The sequence below is a fragment of the Clostridium moutaii genome, from assembly GCF_041205085.1.
In the GTDB taxonomy this organism is placed as follows: domain Bacteria; phylum Bacillota; class Clostridia; order Clostridiales; family Clostridiaceae; genus Clostridium_B; species Clostridium_B moutaii.
This window is the reverse complement of record NZ_JBGEWD010000030.1, coordinates 1-18,683: the sequence shown is the minus strand read 5'-3', so window position 1 is coordinate 18,683 and position 18,683 is coordinate 1. Positions and strand designations below refer to the sequence as shown.

General features: G+C 28.2%; 20 protein-coding genes. 18 read left to right on the top strand and 2 right to left on the bottom strand.

Features of this window, described 5'->3' with window-relative positions; translation table 11 throughout:
- The first annotated feature begins 157 nt into the window (after positions 1-157).
- The 3 genes from AB8U03_RS17470 (at position 158) to AB8U03_RS17460 (ending at position 2,648) form a co-directional block, all read left to right on the top strand.
- Positions 158-652, top strand: a complete 495-nt coding sequence (locus tag AB8U03_RS17470) for a JAB domain-containing protein (RefSeq protein ID WP_369705827.1) — start codon at positions 158-160, stop codon at positions 650-652.
- Complete coding sequence (locus AB8U03_RS17465; protein ID WP_369705826.1) at positions 653-973, top strand: DUF960 family protein; 321 nt, start codon at positions 653-655, stop codon at positions 971-973.
- A 289-nt stretch (positions 974-1,262) separates the two neighbouring features.
- Positions 1,263-2,648, top strand: coding sequence for a hypothetical protein (locus AB8U03_RS17460; protein ID WP_369705825.1), 1,386 nt, complete (start codon positions 1,263-1,265; stop codon positions 2,646-2,648).
- A gap of 226 nt (positions 2,649-2,874) precedes the next feature.
- Here AB8U03_RS17460 and AB8U03_RS17455 read toward each other — a convergent pair whose 3' ends face one another.
- Positions 2,875-3,234: a helix-turn-helix domain-containing protein gene (locus AB8U03_RS17455; RefSeq protein ID WP_369705824.1), complete on the bottom strand. Its 360-nt coding sequence runs from the start codon at positions 3,232-3,234 to the stop codon at positions 2,875-2,877.
- Positions 3,235-3,400: 166 nt separating this feature from the next.
- Between AB8U03_RS17455 and AB8U03_RS17450 the strand changes: the two genes are divergently transcribed.
- The 13 genes from AB8U03_RS17450 (at position 3,401) to AB8U03_RS17390 (ending at position 15,372) form a co-directional block, all read left to right on the top strand.
- Positions 3,401-3,592: a helix-turn-helix domain-containing protein gene (locus AB8U03_RS17450; RefSeq protein ID WP_369705823.1), complete on the top strand. Its 192-nt coding sequence runs from the start codon at positions 3,401-3,403 to the stop codon at positions 3,590-3,592.
- A gap of 30 nt (positions 3,593-3,622) precedes the next feature.
- Entirely contained in the window at positions 3,623-4,984 is a 1,362-nt protein-coding gene (locus tag AB8U03_RS17445) for a flagellin N-terminal helical domain-containing protein (protein WP_369705822.1), read from the top strand.
- Between the two features lie 123 nt (positions 4,985-5,107).
- Positions 5,108-5,461 carry a flagellin gene (locus tag AB8U03_RS17440; RefSeq protein WP_369705821.1) on the top strand — a complete coding sequence of 118 codons (354 nt, stop codon included), beginning with the start codon at positions 5,108-5,110 and terminating at the stop codon, positions 5,459-5,461.
- Positions 5,462-5,485: 24 nt separating this feature from the next.
- Complete coding sequence (locus AB8U03_RS17435; RefSeq protein WP_369705820.1) at positions 5,486-5,731, top strand: hypothetical protein; 246 nt, start codon at positions 5,486-5,488, stop codon at positions 5,729-5,731.
- Between the two features lie 11 nt (positions 5,732-5,742).
- On the top strand, positions 5,743-6,777 hold the full coding sequence (locus AB8U03_RS17430; RefSeq protein ID WP_369705819.1) for a hypothetical protein: 1,035 nt from the start codon (positions 5,743-5,745) through the stop codon (positions 6,775-6,777).
- A 120-nt stretch (positions 6,778-6,897) separates the two neighbouring features.
- Positions 6,898-7,872, top strand: coding sequence for a hypothetical protein (locus tag AB8U03_RS17425; RefSeq protein ID WP_369705818.1), 975 nt, complete (start codon positions 6,898-6,900; stop codon positions 7,870-7,872).
- A 261-nt stretch (positions 7,873-8,133) separates the two neighbouring features.
- Positions 8,134-8,613: a hypothetical protein gene (locus tag AB8U03_RS17420; RefSeq protein WP_369705817.1), complete on the top strand. Its 480-nt coding sequence runs from the start codon at positions 8,134-8,136 to the stop codon at positions 8,611-8,613.
- A gap of 102 nt (positions 8,614-8,715) precedes the next feature.
- Positions 8,716-9,141 carry a hypothetical protein gene (locus tag AB8U03_RS17415; protein WP_369705816.1) on the top strand — a complete coding sequence of 142 codons (426 nt, stop codon included), beginning with the start codon at positions 8,716-8,718 and terminating at the stop codon, positions 9,139-9,141.
- Positions 9,142-9,165: 24 nt separating this feature from the next.
- Complete coding sequence (locus AB8U03_RS17410) at positions 9,166-10,794, top strand: DUF927 domain-containing protein (protein ID WP_369705815.1); 1,629 nt, start codon at positions 9,166-9,168, stop codon at positions 10,792-10,794.
- A gap of 681 nt (positions 10,795-11,475) precedes the next feature.
- Positions 11,476-13,086: a recombinase family protein gene (locus AB8U03_RS17405; protein ID WP_369705814.1), complete on the top strand. Its 1,611-nt coding sequence runs from the start codon at positions 11,476-11,478 to the stop codon at positions 13,084-13,086.
- Between the two features lie 301 nt (positions 13,087-13,387).
- Positions 13,388-13,699, top strand: a complete 312-nt coding sequence (locus AB8U03_RS17400; RefSeq protein WP_369705813.1) for a hypothetical protein — start codon at positions 13,388-13,390, stop codon at positions 13,697-13,699.
- 97 nt (positions 13,700-13,796) lie between these two features.
- Positions 13,797-14,693 carry a ParA family protein gene (locus tag AB8U03_RS17395; RefSeq protein WP_369705812.1) on the top strand — a complete coding sequence of 299 codons (897 nt, stop codon included), beginning with the start codon at positions 13,797-13,799 and terminating at the stop codon, positions 14,691-14,693.
- Between the two features lie 22 nt (positions 14,694-14,715).
- Positions 14,716-15,372, top strand: coding sequence for a hypothetical protein (locus AB8U03_RS17390; protein WP_369705811.1), 657 nt, complete (start codon positions 14,716-14,718; stop codon positions 15,370-15,372).
- 522 nt (positions 15,373-15,894) lie between these two features.
- On the opposite strand, the gene AB8U03_RS17385 is transcribed toward AB8U03_RS17390, so the two are convergent.
- Positions 15,895-15,978 carry a putative holin-like toxin gene (locus AB8U03_RS17385; RefSeq protein ID WP_369705828.1) on the bottom strand — a complete coding sequence of 28 codons (84 nt, stop codon included), beginning with the start codon at positions 15,976-15,978 and terminating at the stop codon, positions 15,895-15,897.
- A gap of 265 nt (positions 15,979-16,243) precedes the next feature.
- On the opposite strand from AB8U03_RS17385, the gene AB8U03_RS17380 reads away from it, so the two are divergent.
- Both AB8U03_RS17380 and AB8U03_RS17375 read left to right on the top strand, forming a co-directional pair.
- Positions 16,244-16,699 carry an AraC family transcriptional regulator gene (locus AB8U03_RS17380; protein ID WP_369705810.1) on the top strand — a complete coding sequence of 152 codons (456 nt, stop codon included), beginning with the start codon at positions 16,244-16,246 and terminating at the stop codon, positions 16,697-16,699.
- A gap of 356 nt (positions 16,700-17,055) precedes the next feature.
- The gene (locus AB8U03_RS17375; protein ID WP_369705809.1) at positions 17,056-18,312 is read left to right on the top strand and encodes a hypothetical protein; all 1,257 of its coding nucleotides are present in this window, start codon (positions 17,056-17,058) and stop codon (positions 18,310-18,312) included.
- Positions 18,313-18,683: the final 371 nt, after the last annotated feature.

Genomic DNA, 18,683 nt, shown 5'->3' with positions numbered 1-18,683 from the left:
TAAAATTGGATGGCCTTTTGACCTAAAAAGTTATTGACATATACATTAATAAAGCAAGCTATAGAGAATTCAGTATTTTCAAAGGAATTCATAAAAAATTTGAATGAATTATTGAATCAGAAACAATCTAAAAATCAGGACAAAGGGGAATTGAAAGATGTCAAATGAAATTGATGAGAATATATCTAATATAGATAAGGTTGAAAATGTTCCCCGCAAAAGAATAGGTATAGTTTCAATAGAAATGGTAAGGGAGAAGAATATATTATTTGATATAAGAATTATAAAATCACCCAGTGATGCAGAAAAACTGGGCAGAATGTTTCTTGAAAATGCAGACAGAGAGAAGTTTATAATATGCTGTCTGGACACTAAAAACAAGCCTACGTTGATTAATATTGTATCTGTAGGCAGCATCAACAAATCAATTGTTCATTCAAGAGAAGTATTCAAAGCTGCAATTTTGAGCAATACAGCTTCAATAGTATTGTTTCATAATCATCCGTCAGGGGACGTAGAACCGTCTAATGAAGATGTTAATATGACAAATAGATTAAAGAAATGTGGAGATATTATAGGTATCAATGTTATGGATCACATAATCATAGGAGACAAGCAGTATTGCAGTTTTAAGGAAAAGGGGTTATTGTAAATGTTTGATAATAAAAGATATATAACTATAGGAATACGTGAAAATGTAGATGAAGAAATACAGATGGAAATATGGAATATTATTGATAAGTTAAAGTTAGTAGACAATTTCCATATGGATTATTTGCAAGTATTTGAGTTAAAGAAAATAGAGAATACTAGAGAGTTTAATAATTCTTATAATCAGGAGATAGTACATTTTCAGGAACAGCCGGAATATAAGCAGCAGATATTTTTGAAAGTAAGTAATCCAGTAAATGCTAAGATATATGTCATAGATGATTCAGAGCATACAGTAATGATGGAAGCTTCTGAATATTAAAATTCAATAATCAAGTCTAATTTTTTATATCTAAAAACCTCAGTGATAGAAGTAAATAAAGAAAGTGCTGGTAGTGACGATAGTGCCGATATCTTTGGAATATAAAGGGGGCAATGTATGTTGGCCACGCTTTCTTCTACTTTCCGTGAAATATGTACAAAAACTATTCAAGAGTATTAATAATAGTAAGATATTGTACAAAATGATACAATCTACTTATGAGTTAATTCACAAAGATAAAATAATTTATAATTATTTAATTTATTCATTAGATGGGGAGGCAGTAGACTTGCGATATAATTGGTACGAGGAAGATTTTACATCATTTTTATTAAAATATAATTTACCAGCTTATAATAAAAATTTTGAAATTAAAAGGTATTATAAAAAAATGATGGATAATTTTCTTTCAGATTTTGATAATATGATTAATAGAAAAGAAAATCGTTTTCATTCACAAGAATTTTATAAAAAACTAAGTGAAACTAAAAAAGACATAAGGATAAATTTTAAAAAAATTCTAAAAGTTTTTTCGCTGTATGATAATTTAAATTTTAAGGAAGCACAAATTGTTTTTGATGATTTATTAGAGAATATGAAAGATGATTTGCTGATTACAGGGATAAATGGAATTCAACACTGTAATACAGGACTATTCAGAATTCGTAAGGTGAAAACTGGTAAGAATTTGAAAAGACCAAGTGAACTATTTCATATACCTTATATGAAAAGAAATTTAGTAACCAATGAAAGATATAGTTTAGCTGGACATCCTTGTTTATATTTAGCTACGTATTTAGGTATTGCTTGGCAAGAATGTGGGTTGCCAAAAAAATTTTATTATTCAGAATTTCAATATGTTAGCGATCCTAACCCTAATAATGATTGGAAATTTATAACTTTTATTTCACCAAGAAAATTTGCCAACGATGCTTTAGTTGCAATGAGTAAAGATAATGAAGATAGCTTATTAAAATCTGTATGTAAATACATAAAAACATATTCTTTAATATTAGCTTGTTCAATTGTAAATCTTAGTGGAAAGTCGGTTTTTAAACCTGAATACATAATTTCACAAATGCTGTTGCAATGGGTGTGTAGAAACTCAAATATTATAAGAGGAATAACATATTTTTCTTGTATAGATAATGATGATTTGAGACGAATAGATGGGTACAATATTGTAATTCCAGCAATTAAATTTAATCGTAGAGGTTTTTGTAAAGATTTAATAAACAAGTTTAAGGTATCAAAACCAGTATATTGTGATAATTTATTGTTGAAAGATAAGCATATTAGTATTTCTAATTTCAAAAATGATCTTAAATTAAATCTTAATAATTTTCCTTATGAAGCAATGGATTGTATCATTGCAATGTATGACGTATGCAATTGTTTTGACAACTTGGTAACATATACAGAATCATCAGATATGAAACTTATTGTAGAATTAATTAAATCAATTCGAATGAATTGTAGTTATATTAGATTAAAATATCAAAAAGATGTAATAATTCAAAAAACAAAAATGGAAAATCCTTGTGATAATAAAATAAAAAAATTTATTGAGTTTTACGATAGGTTTTGGCATGATGTTGAAGCAATCATATTTGATTATGCTTCGTGGTTAGATAAAATATATCCGCCTGGAATAACAAATTTTTATACGATCTGAATATATAAGATGTTTAATAGTAAACTTTCTATTATTAATATTTAATGCCTCAACTATAAAAATGAATAATCCATTAAAATGGAGACTGTTAAAAAAGTCTGTAAAATATAGATTTCTTTGATAAAAAATAATCAAAAATGGAAACCATCCTAATAACAAAAATATCGGCACTATCGTCACTGTAAGAAATAGGATACAGTGGTGATAGTGTTTATTCTTTTCAAGTCTAAATATTTGTATTATCTCTAATTACCTTTTTGGCTTTTAGATAGTAAAGCAGTTCTTTTTTATCTTCTATGTTCCAATCCTTGAAATCTTGAAGTAGATTAATCACATGCATGAAATCAGCATCATTGGCGGCATTGGAGAATATGTTATTCTCTGAATCCTCTATGAAAAAAGAAACTGGAGTCTCAAGGGCTGCAGCAATAAGTTTCAAGTTTTCAAATGAGGGGTTGCTTCTTCCATTTTCAATATCACTCAAAAATGATATTGATATCTTTCCGTCAATTCTATTTGACAGTTCTTTTAATGAAAGGCCATTGGCTTTTCTAATATTTTTTAGTTTACTTCCTATCATACTCATAATATAACTCCTTCTATTCCGTAAATAACGTAATAACTAAAGTATAAACAAAATCAGAAAAAATGTAAAATAATATGTTAAAATTACAAAATATTATATAATATACGTAAATATTACTTGTGTTAATACGTAATAATCGTATAATAATATTATGGGGGTGGGGATTTTGGATAATATAGGTCAGAAAATCAAGAAGATAAGACTCAAAAAAGGTATGAAACAATATGAACTGGCAAAGAGAGCAGGAATATCTAATACGTATCTTTCAGATCTTGAGGTTGGAAGGACTACACCTTCTATAAAAACACTGGACAAGCTGTCTAAAGCACTGGAAGTGGATATTAAGCTATTTCTATAATATAAATAATTAAAGTTTGGAGGGAGAAAAGTGGTAATAGCTCATAATATAAATTCAATTATTGCCGGTAACAAACTAAAGAATGCCACCAATAATACAGCAAAAGCTATGGAAAAGTTATCTTCTGGACTTCGTATAAATGGTGCATCCGATGATGCGGCAGGTCTTTCTATAAGTGAAAAGATGAGGGGACAAATAAGAGGACTTCAAATGGCTTCAAGAAATATTCAAGATGGCATATCTCTGGTCCAGACGGCAGAGGGAGGATTAAGTTCAATTCTAAGTCCACCTCTTCAAAGAATGAGAAAACTAGCAGTACAAGCATCTAATGGTACTTTGACAGATGAAGACAGAGAGGTTTTGCAGCAGGAATTTGACCAGATGAAAAATTCCATTGACAGTATAGCAAACAATACAGAGTTTAATGGAATTAAGCTGTTGAATTTGGAACCAGTAAAGTCAACTACAGGAGATAATAATGTAAATAAGTCTGTTTTAAAAAATATTGATTGGAATTATGTAAATGATAATATCAATTTCACTGCTAATGACGTTTGTTTTAACAAGAATGATGGTAAATACATGTCTACTGATGGGCATAAGATTGTATATTCTAATGATGGCATGAACTGGGAGCAAGTGGACAGTAATCAGTCCTTGTCGGGAATTGGTTATGGCAAAAATATTTATGTAGCTACAGGTTCTATAAGTACTGCTGTTGGAATAGATGATGGAGGTATTGTCTATTCAAATGATGGTGTCAATTGGAGTAATGATGTCAATACAAATCCTTATATTAATTTAAATGCATTTGGAATGGAGCAAAATTCAATTGCCTATGATGGTGATAAATTTGTTGCTGTAGGAAAATATCAAATTGGAGATTATAAAGTGCTTACTTCAAACGATGGAGTCAACTGGGATGTCCATGATGATCCAGACAATATAGGTTTCATTTGTTACGGGAAAGGAAAATATGTAGGGACAGGCTATAACGGGATATTTACATCTGATGATGGAATAAACTGGACTAACCAAGGTAGCCTGCAACTGTATACCATATCATATGGTTATTCAAAAGATTCAGTTGTTTATGAAGGAGATAAATACTTTATATTTGGTGAATACAATAGTTCGGTACTTGTGTCAGATGATGGAGTCAATTGGAATCAGGTACGAGTAGCTAATGATACAAGTACTAATTACAAATTTTCAAGTATAACCTATGATGGAAATCAGTATTTTGCAGTTGGAACGAATGGGGTTGGAGGAAAAACTGTAATATACAACTCCAATGATGGTATAAACTGGTCTTTTCAAAAAGAACTGCATAATTCAGGAAGTACAGGTGATCCAAAAATAATATGGGATGGAAAACAGCTTGTTGTTTGAGATATAGATGGATTTTCATTTGGTGTTCCAGAATATGAAGAGAGTATACCTGATGAAACTAATAATACTGAAAGTAATGAGCCAGATATAACACTACAGGTAGGAGCAAATTCAGGACAAACTATGCAAATAGGTCTTTGTGATGTAAGAACTTCAAATATTGGAGTCTCTAATTTGGATATAAGGACAAGAAGTAGTGCAGAAAATGTTATATCAAAGATTGATGATGCAATACAAACAGTATCTTCACATCGCTCAAGAATGGGAGCATATGAAGTTTCACTGGAACATACCCTAAACAACGTTGAAAACTATGATTATAATATAACATCTTCTGAATCAAGAATTAGAGATACAGATATGGCAAAAGAGATGATGGGTCTTGTAAAGGATAATACTCTGTCACAAGCAGCAGAAGCAATGCTCATCCAAGCAAATGAACAGCCACAGAGTATTGTTAAATTATTTAACAATTAAAAATAAACAAAGGAGAATATAATTATGGAAATATTAATTTTGATAATAGGATTTATTTTAGGAATAGTAATATTCGGGATATTGAATAATATGTTTAACATATATTATTTTGGATTCAAGGGAATGGCTTCTACTTTCATGGGATGCTGGTTTGCAGGAAATATTATAGCATTTTTGTTTGGAAAAGTAGCAAAGTGGCTGATATTGATTTGTATAATAATATGGATAATATCAAAGGCATCCGGTAGTAGCAAAACTACTTCTAAGTAGGTGATATAGAAATGAAATACATAAGTTTAATATTATTTGCATGTGGATTTTTAATGACATTATTGACTTTAATATTGATGCTCATTAAAACTGTTAAAGGTAGAAAGACGGGAATTCTGACTGTAATAATAGTTATTATAGGGATTATAATGGCAGTTTCAGGAATAGAATTTGATAAAATACAAAATACTGTACTGAGTAAGATATCCAATAAGATACCTGTAACAAGTAAGATTAAGAAAGATATGCCTTTTAATGCCAAAGGTTCAGTAGTTCCAAAAGTTACGAATATAAATCCCAATAATCCTGATAATAGGACAATAGTCGATGCTGATGGCAGTAAAACCATAGTTGGAGATGGGTATGATGTAAGATTTTCACCTAATAATATAAGACACTATATTAATACAGATGGTGTTTCAGTAGATGTGCCAGATAAAAACAAGTATTCGGATGGAATACACTATACTGAATATACATTCTTAAAAGATGACAGTGGAATCAATAGCTCCATATATGTTAGTAGTGAAAATATGATTACTAAAGATTATGCTGGTTCTGGAAATTATACAGAAGATAAGCAAAGTGTAAAATTCGAGGATCATTCCGGAGACAGGTCATATGCAGCTATGAGCTATCTTGACTTTATCCGTAGATTTGTGCCTATCAAGACACCTCAAGATACAATATCTGGAGATTTCCTTGTAGGAAACTGGGTAGGCTCAAAGCAGGAAATATTAAATAGTAAAGCAACAATAGATATAAATATAGAAGATGATAAAACACTTGAATTAAAATGCACATATATTTCTGGAATTGATTCAACCTATGCATACAAGATAGAGGAACTTGGGAAGAATGCCTATAAGTTGTACCTGTATAATATGACTGTAAGGGCAGATAGCAACAATGGTGGAGGTGCAGTAATTTCAGACAGCCCCATAAATACAACCTTCATACTATATATGAAGAGTGAGAATAGTTTTGATGCAGTGTTTAGTGATGACAAAGACAAGAGAATATTTGTGACTATGACTAGAAGTTAAAAGAAATTATTAAAAAGTAGTAACTAAAATGTAGTTGCTATTTTTTTTGTGCTTAAATTGATTAATGTACAAGTATATATTAATATTTACCTTGATAATATTGTTTAGGTTGGTGATTAAATGACTAAAAAATATAGTGATGAAAAAAATAGAAAAATTGAAGATTTAAATAAACATTTAGAAAAAATAAATAATAAAGATTCAAAGATAGCAATAAAAATACAAGCATTGATAGATTATTATGGTGGAAGTAAAAATGCTTATAACAGTTATAAAAATGATATATCTTCTAGAACTATAGAGAGAATAGTAAATCAATACGAAAAAAATGATTTTTTTTGTTATAAGAATAAATTAAGGTTAAGTGAATATGAAAGAGAAATAGTATTGCAAAATATAGAGATAAATCCTTTGAAAATAGGACTAAATTGCTCAATATGGAATGAGGATTTGTTGAAGTATTATATAAAAAATAAATTTAAGGTAAATGTTGATAAAGCATTTTGCAGAAGAATCCTACATAAAAGTAATACTACATATAAATCCAAAAATTACAATATTAAAAAAAATAAAAAATTAATTAATGAAGTTAAGAATATGATTGAGATGTATGAGAGTAAGAAAGGATATAAAATTTGGTATTTTGATATATGTTATTTAGGCAAGATATTTTTTGGAAAAGTATCATGGCCATTTGAATATATAAATGGTAAAAAATATGAAGAATATTATGGATACTTATTTTATACAGAAAATCCTACATATGATTATATGCTAGATATTAAAAACATCAGGAAATTTGATAGTAAAGTGTTTGAAGAAATACAAAAAATTATGGAAAATGATTTTAAATTTAATACTTATATAATAATTTTGAATAGTGATAATAATTTCAAACCTAGCATAAAAGAAATTAACAATTATGATATTAAATTAATATTTCTGCCAAAAGGATCATTAGATAACAATGAAGTTAGTAAGATATATAATAAAGTAAAAAAGGATAATTCTTATAATGAGATATTAGAAAAATGGAATGATAAAGATAAAATGATAGATGAATTTGAAAAAATGATAAAAAAATATACGACATAAAATGAAATAAGTTAAAAAAATGCGAAATAGATTAAAAATAATGATTATATGCTATATAAAATAATTATATCTAATATGTAAAAGAATGCTCTTGATTAAACTAATTAAGAGGAAAAATTAGAAAAAATTACCTCCTAAATAATAGTAAGTTTTGCATTTCCATTAAAAATTAAAATATTTTAAAATATACTCATAGTAAAGCTTAACTAAAAAAAATAAGATAATAAAAGTTGCAGCTTCTGTTATATAAGGAGATAAAAAATGGGCCAAAATTATTGTCAAATTAATAAAAATAAGCTAGAAGTATTGGAAACATCTGCCTACGATGAAGTTAGAAAAAACCACTATGGTTTGAAAAATTCTGTATACAAGTTTTTAGGAATAATAAAAGTGAAAAATTTTTCTAAAAAAAGATTTGATGAAATTTTAAAAAGTATTATAAAAGAAGTGTATAAAATTCCAATGATTCCATTAGAAATTTTTATTTTTAGTAATTCTATAGAAGTAAAATGGATTGCCAATAATTTTCAAATTATTGATTGCGGGGAAAAATATTTAAAGTTATCATTGCAATTTGTAAAAAATTTGGACTATGTCAATATAAAAGATTTAGAGGTGAACACTGGAAGCTTCTTAGATGATCCTAAAAAGTTAGACAAAAAGATGAAGGATAAATTCAATTATAATCCCAAATTTAATAAATTGTGTTTGAAAATGAAGAAAATAAAAAAATTGATATAATAGATTTTCAAAATTAATTTAAAAACAAGTAACCGTGAGGTTTTAAGTTGATATTTATACTTGAGATCTCATGAAAATAATTAAACAATGAGGTGGATAATAATGAGAGAACTTCCAGAAGCTCTTAAAAATTTTCGTAGTGAATTGGCAATAAATAAAATAAATCTGTTTGATATTATGGATGAAGATATTAAAGTTCCTGAGTATCCAGAAGGTGAAGTGAAATTAAAAATTATAGAATTTAATTCCACAAAAATGTACGGGGAGTATGAAGGTGTTATAAGAATTGAATTTATATTTGAAGACGAGGAAAAAAATAAATTTAGACAATTATTTTTATTAAAAAATGGTAAAAATGATAATCTTGCAAAATTTGTATGCGATGCTCTTGGGTATCAACCTGAAGGTGAATTTGAATTGAAAAGCTTAGAGGGTAAGGAAATAATAGCAGTTTTGCATCATTATTATACTCAACGGGGTATAGGATATTGTAATATAGCTTTTTGTGATCCTGTGAATCGTGAGTAAGATATAAGTTTTGAGGTGAAGTTTATGGATAAAAAGAATAAAATATTATCTGAAAATAAATTAAAAAATGAAAATCATGATAATAGTATAGTAAAATTAGTAAATGTAAACAAAAATATTGATACCGATGAATATTCCGCTATTCTTGAATTCGATTTTAAAGGTTATAAAAATAATTTAGAAGTTATAAGAAGTTCATATTTAACGAAAAAAGAGATAATAAAAATGCAGGATTATGGAATGGATGTTACAGAAGCAAATGCTTCAGAAATTATAAGAAACTTACAATTACAGGAAAAGGAGGCACCAATAACTTTGGTGCACTCCGCTCTTGGATTTGGAATCTTTGATAATAAAATTATATTTAAACACTTTTCGGGAATCAACATTTCTTCACATTATAATGAAGATTTAGATATAGAACCTAAAGGAAAATATGATGTGTGGTATAAAATGGTTTCAGATTATGTTGTTGGCAATGTATATTTAGAAACTATATTGACTATAGGGTTTTCATCTGCAATTGTTGGGTTAATGGGATTTACGTCAAGCTTTGATTCCATACTTGTACATCTTTGTGGAGATAGCACTGCTGGGAAGACTACAGCAGCGATGCTTGCTATTTCTATATGGGGTAATCCTAGTACAAAAATTAATAATGGACTTTCAAACACATGGAATTCAACGGAGAATGCAATGTTTAATAATGTTATTGGAAATCATGGATTGGCTGTATTGTTTGATGAGGTATCCATGATAGATGTAAATGACTTTACAAAATTTATTTATAAAATTGTAGGGAACAGAGATAAGAAAAGACTAGATAAGGATTTAAATATTGATGATACTGGCACATGGGCTAGTACGTTTATATCGACAGGGGAATTTTCTCTTTTAGAAAAATCCAAAAAAAATACAGGAGCAAAGCTTCGTATTATAAATTTTGACAATGTTTCATGGACAATGAATGCTGAAAGCGCCGAAATTATACAAAAAACCATACTAAAAAACTATGGACATGCAGGTATTAAATTTGTTGAAAGTCTTATTGATAAGGTTGATATATCAAAGCTAAACGAAGAATTAAAAAAAGTAAGAAATAAAATAATCATGGAAATGGAAAATAAAAAAATTATTGATAAATATTCAAATAGAAGATCATGGAAGTATGCAGTATTGGTGTATACAGCATCGAAAGTAAATGAATTTTTAAATATTTCTATTGATGTTGAAAAAGTTTGTGATTTTTTATTAGAAAATGAAAGTCAATCAATTGAAGGTAGAGAAATGGATAAAGTTGCTTTTGATTATTTTTTGGAGCAGGTAAATATAAATTATAAAAAGTTTTTAAAATCAGATTTGTTATATGATGATTCAAAAAATACTTCTTATGAAATTATGGGGAAAATTAACATATTGGACAATGAAAAATATAATGAAATTTGCATTCCTGTGAATTTATTTAAAAAAATTATGAAGGATGGTGGCTTTGAAGATCACAAAATAGTATTAAAAAAATGGAAGAAAAGTGGAATATTAGATTGTGAATCAGATAGATATACAAGAAAGAGAAAGTTGTTTAAAAATGGAGGCTATATTTCAGTATATGTTATAAAGATTAATAAAGATGAGTGTACTGGAAATATAGAATAAAATAATAATTCACGTGAATTATTATTTTTCGGGAGTTGAAATTCCATTGATATTATTAAAAAATAAAGTATTCTTCACGTTTTCCCGTTATTTTTTTATATGTTATTTAAATATTAATAATATTGATTATAAAATAATATAAATAGCAATTTAAATTTAGGTGTGAAAACGGGAAATTGAATAAAAACTTATATATAAGCTTATAAATTTCAATTTTATTAGCGGGAAATTATACGGAAAAATCCCGTTAGAATTCGTTAAAAATGAAGGATAACCAAAATATTTAATTTTAATTAAGAGATTATATAATATTAACCAAATTTTTAATCAATGATGTATGAGTAATACTTATAAATTTGAGGTGAAGCTAATGGAAAAAAGAGATGTAGATTATGAAATAATGATAGATATTATATCAGATATAGTAAAAAACTATATTGATAATAAGTCAGGTAATTCTAATAAAAAAGAGAATGTAAAATGGTAATATTTTTTAATATATAAAAAGTACTAATGGAAAGTGTTTGTCCGGCACCTTTTAGTCCCTAAAATATCGGCACTATCGGCACTACCGTTAAGATATATTTCTCGGCGTGCTGATAGTTGCCAGTATTAATTTTACCAAAGATTATAATAAACGGATTTTGAAATATATATTATAACTCTGGAGGATGATGCTAGATGATTAAAGTAGCAGGATATGTAAGGGTATCTACTGCGGAACAGGCAGAAGAAGGATACAGTATAGATGCACAAGAGAATATAATAAGACAAAAATGTAAATTTGAAGGAAAGGAGGTAGTGAAGGTATATGCTGACAAAGGTATTAGTGGTAAGTCAATGAAAAACAGATTCCAGCTTCAACAAATGATAAGGGATGCAGAAGCTGGAAAGTTTGATGAAGTATGGGTATGGAAAACAAACAGACTTGCAAGAAATCAATATGATCTGCTTACTATAATAAAGGAATTTGAAAAGTATGAAGTAGGTTTCAAGAGTTGCTCGGAAGCTTTTGACACTTCTACTGCAGCAGGAAAATTAATGATGAATGTTCTTTCTTCTATAGGAGAATTTGAGAGGGAAACTACAGTTGAAAATGTTAAGATGGGTATGAAGCAGAGGGCAAGAACAGGAAAATGGAATGGTGGAATTGTACTTGGCTATAAGTCTGTGTCTATTTCAGAAAGTGAGACAAGTCTAAAGGTTATACCAGAAGAAGCAATTAGTGTTAAGAAAATATTTGAATTGTATTCTTCAGGAAAGGGGCTGAAAGCTATATGTAATAAACTTAATCATGAAGGATACAAGACTAAAAAAGGGAATATGTTTTCTACAGGTGGAATAAAGGATATACTAATGAATCCTATTTATATAGGCAAGATAAGATATAATGTAAGAGAAAACTGGACTGAAAAGAGAAGAAAGGGTATAAACAAGAATCCAATTATAGTTGATGGAGAGCATGAACCTATAATTTCAACAGAACTTTGGAACAAGGTACATGAATTGTACAAGATAAAGAGTGGAAAGCCAAAGAAGACATTTGAGAATAACTATCTTCTGACAGGACTCATGAAATGTCCTCAATGTGGAGCATCCATGGTGGCAGGAAGAAGTAAGAATAAATTAAAAAGTGGTGGCTATAGGATTACAAGATACTATGTATGTGGAAATTGGAGAAGCAAGGGAAGTGCGGCATGTCATTCAAATGGGATAAGAGCTGACTATGCAGAGCGATATGTACTATCAAGAATTAAAAAAGTACTTCTCAATAAGAGAATACTAAAAGATATTGTAAATAATCTAAATAGAAAAAGGCAAGAAATAATAAAGCCGCTAGAAGATGAAATAAAGCAATTAAATCTCAATCTGGATAATATGACAAAGAAGAAGGATCGGATATTTGACTTGTACACAGATGGAATAATAAATAAGGAAGTATTATCTGAAAGAATAGAGAAAATAACAAGGGATATTGATGAACTTTCAGATAGAAAAGAAAGAGTTCAAAGAGAACATGAAAATAATGATTCAGGTATTATATCATATGAACAAGTAAAAAACATACTTAATGATTTTAATAAACTTCTTGAAATAGCATCTCCAGAAGATCAGAAGACACTGCTTCAAGTAATAATAAAGAAGATAACCATCAGGGACAGAAAAAAGATAGACAGTATAGAGCTGCATTTTGATGAAAAAATACGGAAATACTTTATAAAATCAAGAGAAGGAGAATCTCCAGGTGATGGAGGTTCTCCTTCTTTTAATGTGTTTACAATATGTATATGATAAAAAATCAGCTCCGAGGGGAGGTGATTTTTTTGAAGCTGATAGACTTGTTTAAAGCAGGTATCTTGTTTGGCATTTCAGTGTACATGGAGATAAGGAAAAGATTAAAGAAATAAAAAGGGAAGTGAAAATAATGGAATACTTCATATTAGGATTTGGCATAGGTGTAGGATTATGTATATTAGTGGATTATGTTGGAATTAATTATGTAATAGAGTAGTAAAATGTAGTATAATTATATATAAATAGAAAATTAAGATATTAAATATTAAAAATGATATGAAGGGAGAAGTTTTTATATATGTGTGGTGGCTTTAATAAAGGAATAAATATTGCAATAAAAAAGATAAATGAGATTATTGAAGAAGAAAAATTAAATTTAACACCATTATTTGTGTCGTATGATAAGCTTGAAAATGAAATTAGCAATCCAGAACTTCAAAAAGTATATGATGGGGTAATTGAGTCTATTGATGAAGTAATTGGGAAACTTAAGAGTTTGATACTTCCAACAGCATCTAGAAGCGATAGGAAAAAAGAAGAATACAAAACACAAATAGAAAAATTAGAAAAAATTAAAAATAATTTAAAACAACAAAGAAAATATCATTAAATATGAAACTTAATTATTACGACATTTATATAGTAGAGGTCAATAAAATTTATTTATTATTCATCTCTACTATATAAAATTATAATGGAGGATGAAAATGGGGAAAGTTATAAGCTTAATTAATTTAAAAGGTGGAGTTGGAAAAACTACTACAACTGTTGCTTTGGCTGAATTTTTAACATTTGAAAAAGGAAAAAAAGTTTTAGTAATTGATTTGGATCCACAAACAAATGCAACAGTAATGTTAATAAATCAGAAAGTATGGAAAAAAGCTAACGATAATAAGAGAACAATCCATCAAATGTTTTTGGATAAATTAAATAATACTGATTATTTTGATATACGTAAGTCTATAATAAAAGGTGTATCAAGTATAAATGGGGGAATACCAAATTTAGATTTATTACCATCAAGCATTGATTTACTTGACGCTCAAGATAGAATTCCTATGATCAATCAGATGAATAGTTTTGCACCAAGTCCAATTACAGTTCTTGCAAACTGTTTAACTCAGGAGCTTATAGATGAATATGACTATATCCTTATAGATTGTCCACCAAATTTAGGAGTTATAACTTTAAATGGAATATATTTAAGTGACTATTATCTAATACCAGTTGTTGCTGATATATTATCTACATATGGAATACCTCAAATTAAAGATAGAATAAATAAAGTTTCAGATAATATTAAATTAATTAATAGGACATACAATATTAAACCATTAGGTATAGTAATAACCAAATATAGAATGCAAAGTAGAATGCATAGAGAAACTAGAGATGATTTGATTTCAAGAAGTAAATTACCAGAAACAGATAAAAGCAGTGTTCCAAAAGTTTTTAAAGATTATATAAAAGAAACTACTAGAATATCAGAATCTACAGATATAGATGTTAAAATTAATACTTTGAAGCAAAAATATGGATATAGTCAACAAGTATACGATGCGTATGAAAGTATCACCAATGAATTTATTTTAAGAGCCAAATAAGTAATTATTAGGAGGCATTAATATGGCAACAAAAAAAGAACAAATTTTAAATTTAGTTGCAGAAGGAAAAACATTAGTTGATATACTACAACTAGGATTTAATAAAAAATATGTTAAAGAAGTTATAAGGGAAACTAATAAAAAAAATGGTAAAAATTTAGGAATTGATAAATCTAAAAATGATGTGATAACTCAAATGCAAAACGAAATTAAAGATATTAAAGAACTATTAAAAGAACATAGTAGTGTAAATAAGAAGGAATCTTCAGGTGATGATAAGTTTCTTTTAAAAAAACAACAATTAAATCAAGCTCTAAAAATACTTAATTTTTTAAAAAATAATGAGCAGGTTTTAAATTGTATTCAGTTAGATATAAATATTACTATTACTAATATTCAAAAAAATCAGAAGTCAGTAAATGTGAAGCTTAAAGGTACGAATAATTTTAAAATAAATCCTATAGAAATTTACAGAAATAATGGAGAGGTTACTCTTAGAGAACTTTTGAATAGTTTTAATTTAGAACAGTTAAAATATATAGCAAGACAATATACACCTGATGCTAGAGGTTATGTATATAAATGGAGCGATAGCAACAAAATAATTGATTATATTGTTGAGCGTTCAACGTATTTATCTGAAAAGGGAAGTGTATTTGTAACTGACAGAAATAAGTAATAATAAATATTTTATTTAATAGTATAAACTTAAAAGAGGGGTTTAAGTTTATAGTTGTTTTTAAATACTAGAAAATCTACGTTACACTAGTTACGGAGAACCTTACCACAAATGACGTAGGTCTTTTATGGAATGAGTTGGATATGAGCTGGTNCTAGAAAATCTACGTTACACTAGTTACGGAGAACCTTACCACAAATGACGTAGGTCTTTTATGGAATGAGTTGGATATGAGCTGGTTAAAGAGATTTGCTTGAAGTTAATATTAATAAAAAATTTTATAAAATATATTATTTATAGTAATATTTTATACTTAAAATAGCTTGGAAAATATAATTTTCAGTATAATTTTATAGAAAATATGATTTAAAATAATGATCTGTGATATAATATAAATAAAGAATAGTAGCAAAATAAAAACAGGATGCTAGTAACATCCTGCAGTATACAATCTAGTTGCTTAGGCAACTGGTATCACTATTAAATATTTAAAAATAGTAGTAACCACTTGCGAAGGGGCTACTATTTTTTTGAGATTTTTTCTATAAGTAATACTATTAATGTTAGAAGTGAAATGAGGAACAGTCCTCCTTCAAAAAGTAACATCAAGATGTCATTACTCATTGTATCACCTCCCTTCAAAAAGGGATGAGTGATACCAGTAGCCCACACGCAACATATTTGATTGTACCAATAAATTATAGCATGTCTGATATTATAATTCCATAGTCGGTATTAGCTGTTGCTTCAAAATATTAGGCTCTAAAGTCAAATCTCATTTTTAAAAAATGCTTTGCTTTCTATTCTAAAGCGTAGTAATCTTGTAATGAAGAAGTTGTTTATTCTTTAAAGGGGGCAAAGAAAATAAATTATGGATATTATGATTGAAAAGATGCCAGCATATGGGATTGCTTATATAAGGCATATTGGCCCTTATGGAATTAACAATGTGCAAACAATGAAAGAATTAAAAAAGTGGGCAAAATTTAACTATTTGCTTAATGACAAATCCATAATACTTGGAATTGCTCAGGATAATCCTGAAATTACTAAACCTGAAAGCTGTCGTTATGATACTTGCATTGTTGTTTCAAACGACTATTCAGTAACTGACGGCTATATAAGTAAATGCAATATTGTTGGAGGAAAATATGCTGTTTTTAAAATTAATCATACGGCAGAAGCAGTTCAGAAAGCGTGGATTGATGTTTTCCCAGAATTATCAAGACAAGGATATCAATTTGATGAAGCAAGACCAATTATCGAAAGGTATATAGTCCAAATGGTTAATAATCATCATTGTGAAATTTGTGTACCCATATATTAAAGTAGTAATTGGATAAATTTCTTCTAACAGTAAAAATATCGGCACTATTGGCACTGTAAAATAGGATACAGTGTTGATAATGCTGTTTTTATTCAAGTCTATATATTACCTTAGTAGCTCTAATAACATGTAGAAAATCGCATCGTTAATAGCGACATATGTTTTAAAAGTTGCTGAAATCCCTATTTATTGTCAATGCAGTATTAGAAAAGAATATGGCAGAATTATTAAAACTTTAAGCACTAATTTTATCAATAATAGAAAATGTTAACAGTCTATTTACTTATTTGCAATTAAACTGCCATAAATTAATGCAACTATATATATATCAAAAATTTTTTGGGAGGTAATAGAAAATGCTAAAAAGGAATATAAAATTAGTTACAGCTTTAGCTATTGTAGCATCAATTAGTGCAGGAGGTATTACAACGGTTAACGCAGCATCACTCTCTAACAATACATCAAAATTAACATACACTACTAATAAAAATTTTAAAAAGGGAAATGTTGAAAATTTCTTAAAAACAAAGCTTGATGCTCTTGTAACTGCTGGTACTATTACTCAAGATCAAGAAACTGCTGCATTAAATTTATTTACTTCTGAAACTGCAAATAAGGCAAATAAACAAAATTTCTTAAAGGGTAAACTTGATACTCTTGTAACTGCTGGTACTATTACTGAAAATCAAGAAACTGCTGTATTAAACCTATTTACTTCTAAAACTAATACTGCTGAGACAAAAGAAAAGGGTAATAAAAATTTCTTGAAAACTAAACTTGATACTCTTGTAACTGCTGGTACTATTACTGAAAATCAAGAAACTGCTGTATTAAACCTATTTACTTCTAAAACTAATACTGCTGAGACAAAAGAAAAGGGTAATAAAAATTTCTTGAAAACTAAACTTGATACTCTTGTAAGTGCAGGCACTATTACTCAGGATCAGGAAACTGCTATAGAAAATTTGTTTACTTCTAAAACTGCAAATAAAGCAAATAAACAAAATTTCTTAAAGGGTAAACTTGACACTCTTGTAAGTGCTGGTACTATCACTCAGGATCAAGAAACTGCTGTATTAAATCTATTTACTTCTAAAACTAATACTGCTGAGACAAAAGAAAAGGGTAATAAAAATTTCTTGAAAACTAAACTTGATACTCTTGTAAGTGCAGGCACTATTACTCAGGATCAGGAAACTGCTATAGAAAATTTGTTTACTTCTAAAACTGCAAATAAAGCAAATAAACAAAATTTCTTAAAGGGTAAACTTGACACTCTTGTAAGTGCTGGTACTATCACTCAGGATCAAGAAACTGCTGTATTAAATCTATTTACTTCTAAAACTAATACTGCTGAGACAAAAGAAAAGGGTAATAAAAACTTCTTGAAAACTAAACTTGATACTCTTGTAAGTGCAGGCACTATTACTCAAGATCAGGAAACTGCTATAGAAAATTTGTTTACTTCTGAAACTACAAATAAAGCAAATAAACAAAATTTCTTAAAGGATAAACTTGACACTCTTGTAAGTGCTGGCACTATCACTCAGGATCAAGAAACTGCTATGATAACTGCTTTAACATCTGTTAAGAATAATACTTCACAAAATTAGAATTAGCAATTCGTATAATGTCAAAGTTATGTGAAATCAAATAAAAAGAGTAAATGATGAATTACCCGTTGTATATTTGCAAAAAAACGACCATTCGTTAGAGTGGTCGTTTTTTGCTATTTGCTCTTTTTGCAGGAAGATTGAACCCATGGATCCCATGGCAAATATTCTTTCCCAAATTCTACGTGTTAAAAATTCAACTGTCTCATGGAGGGCTTTATTCTCCTTCTACAGCTGTGCTATACGGTTTTTAAGCTCTAGAATTTGGTTTTTGATATACATAATAGTAGATATAACAGGCAATTTAAAAATATATTGTAGAAGGTATTTTCTAAGTGGAAGAATTGGCAAAACACAAGATATTTACAATG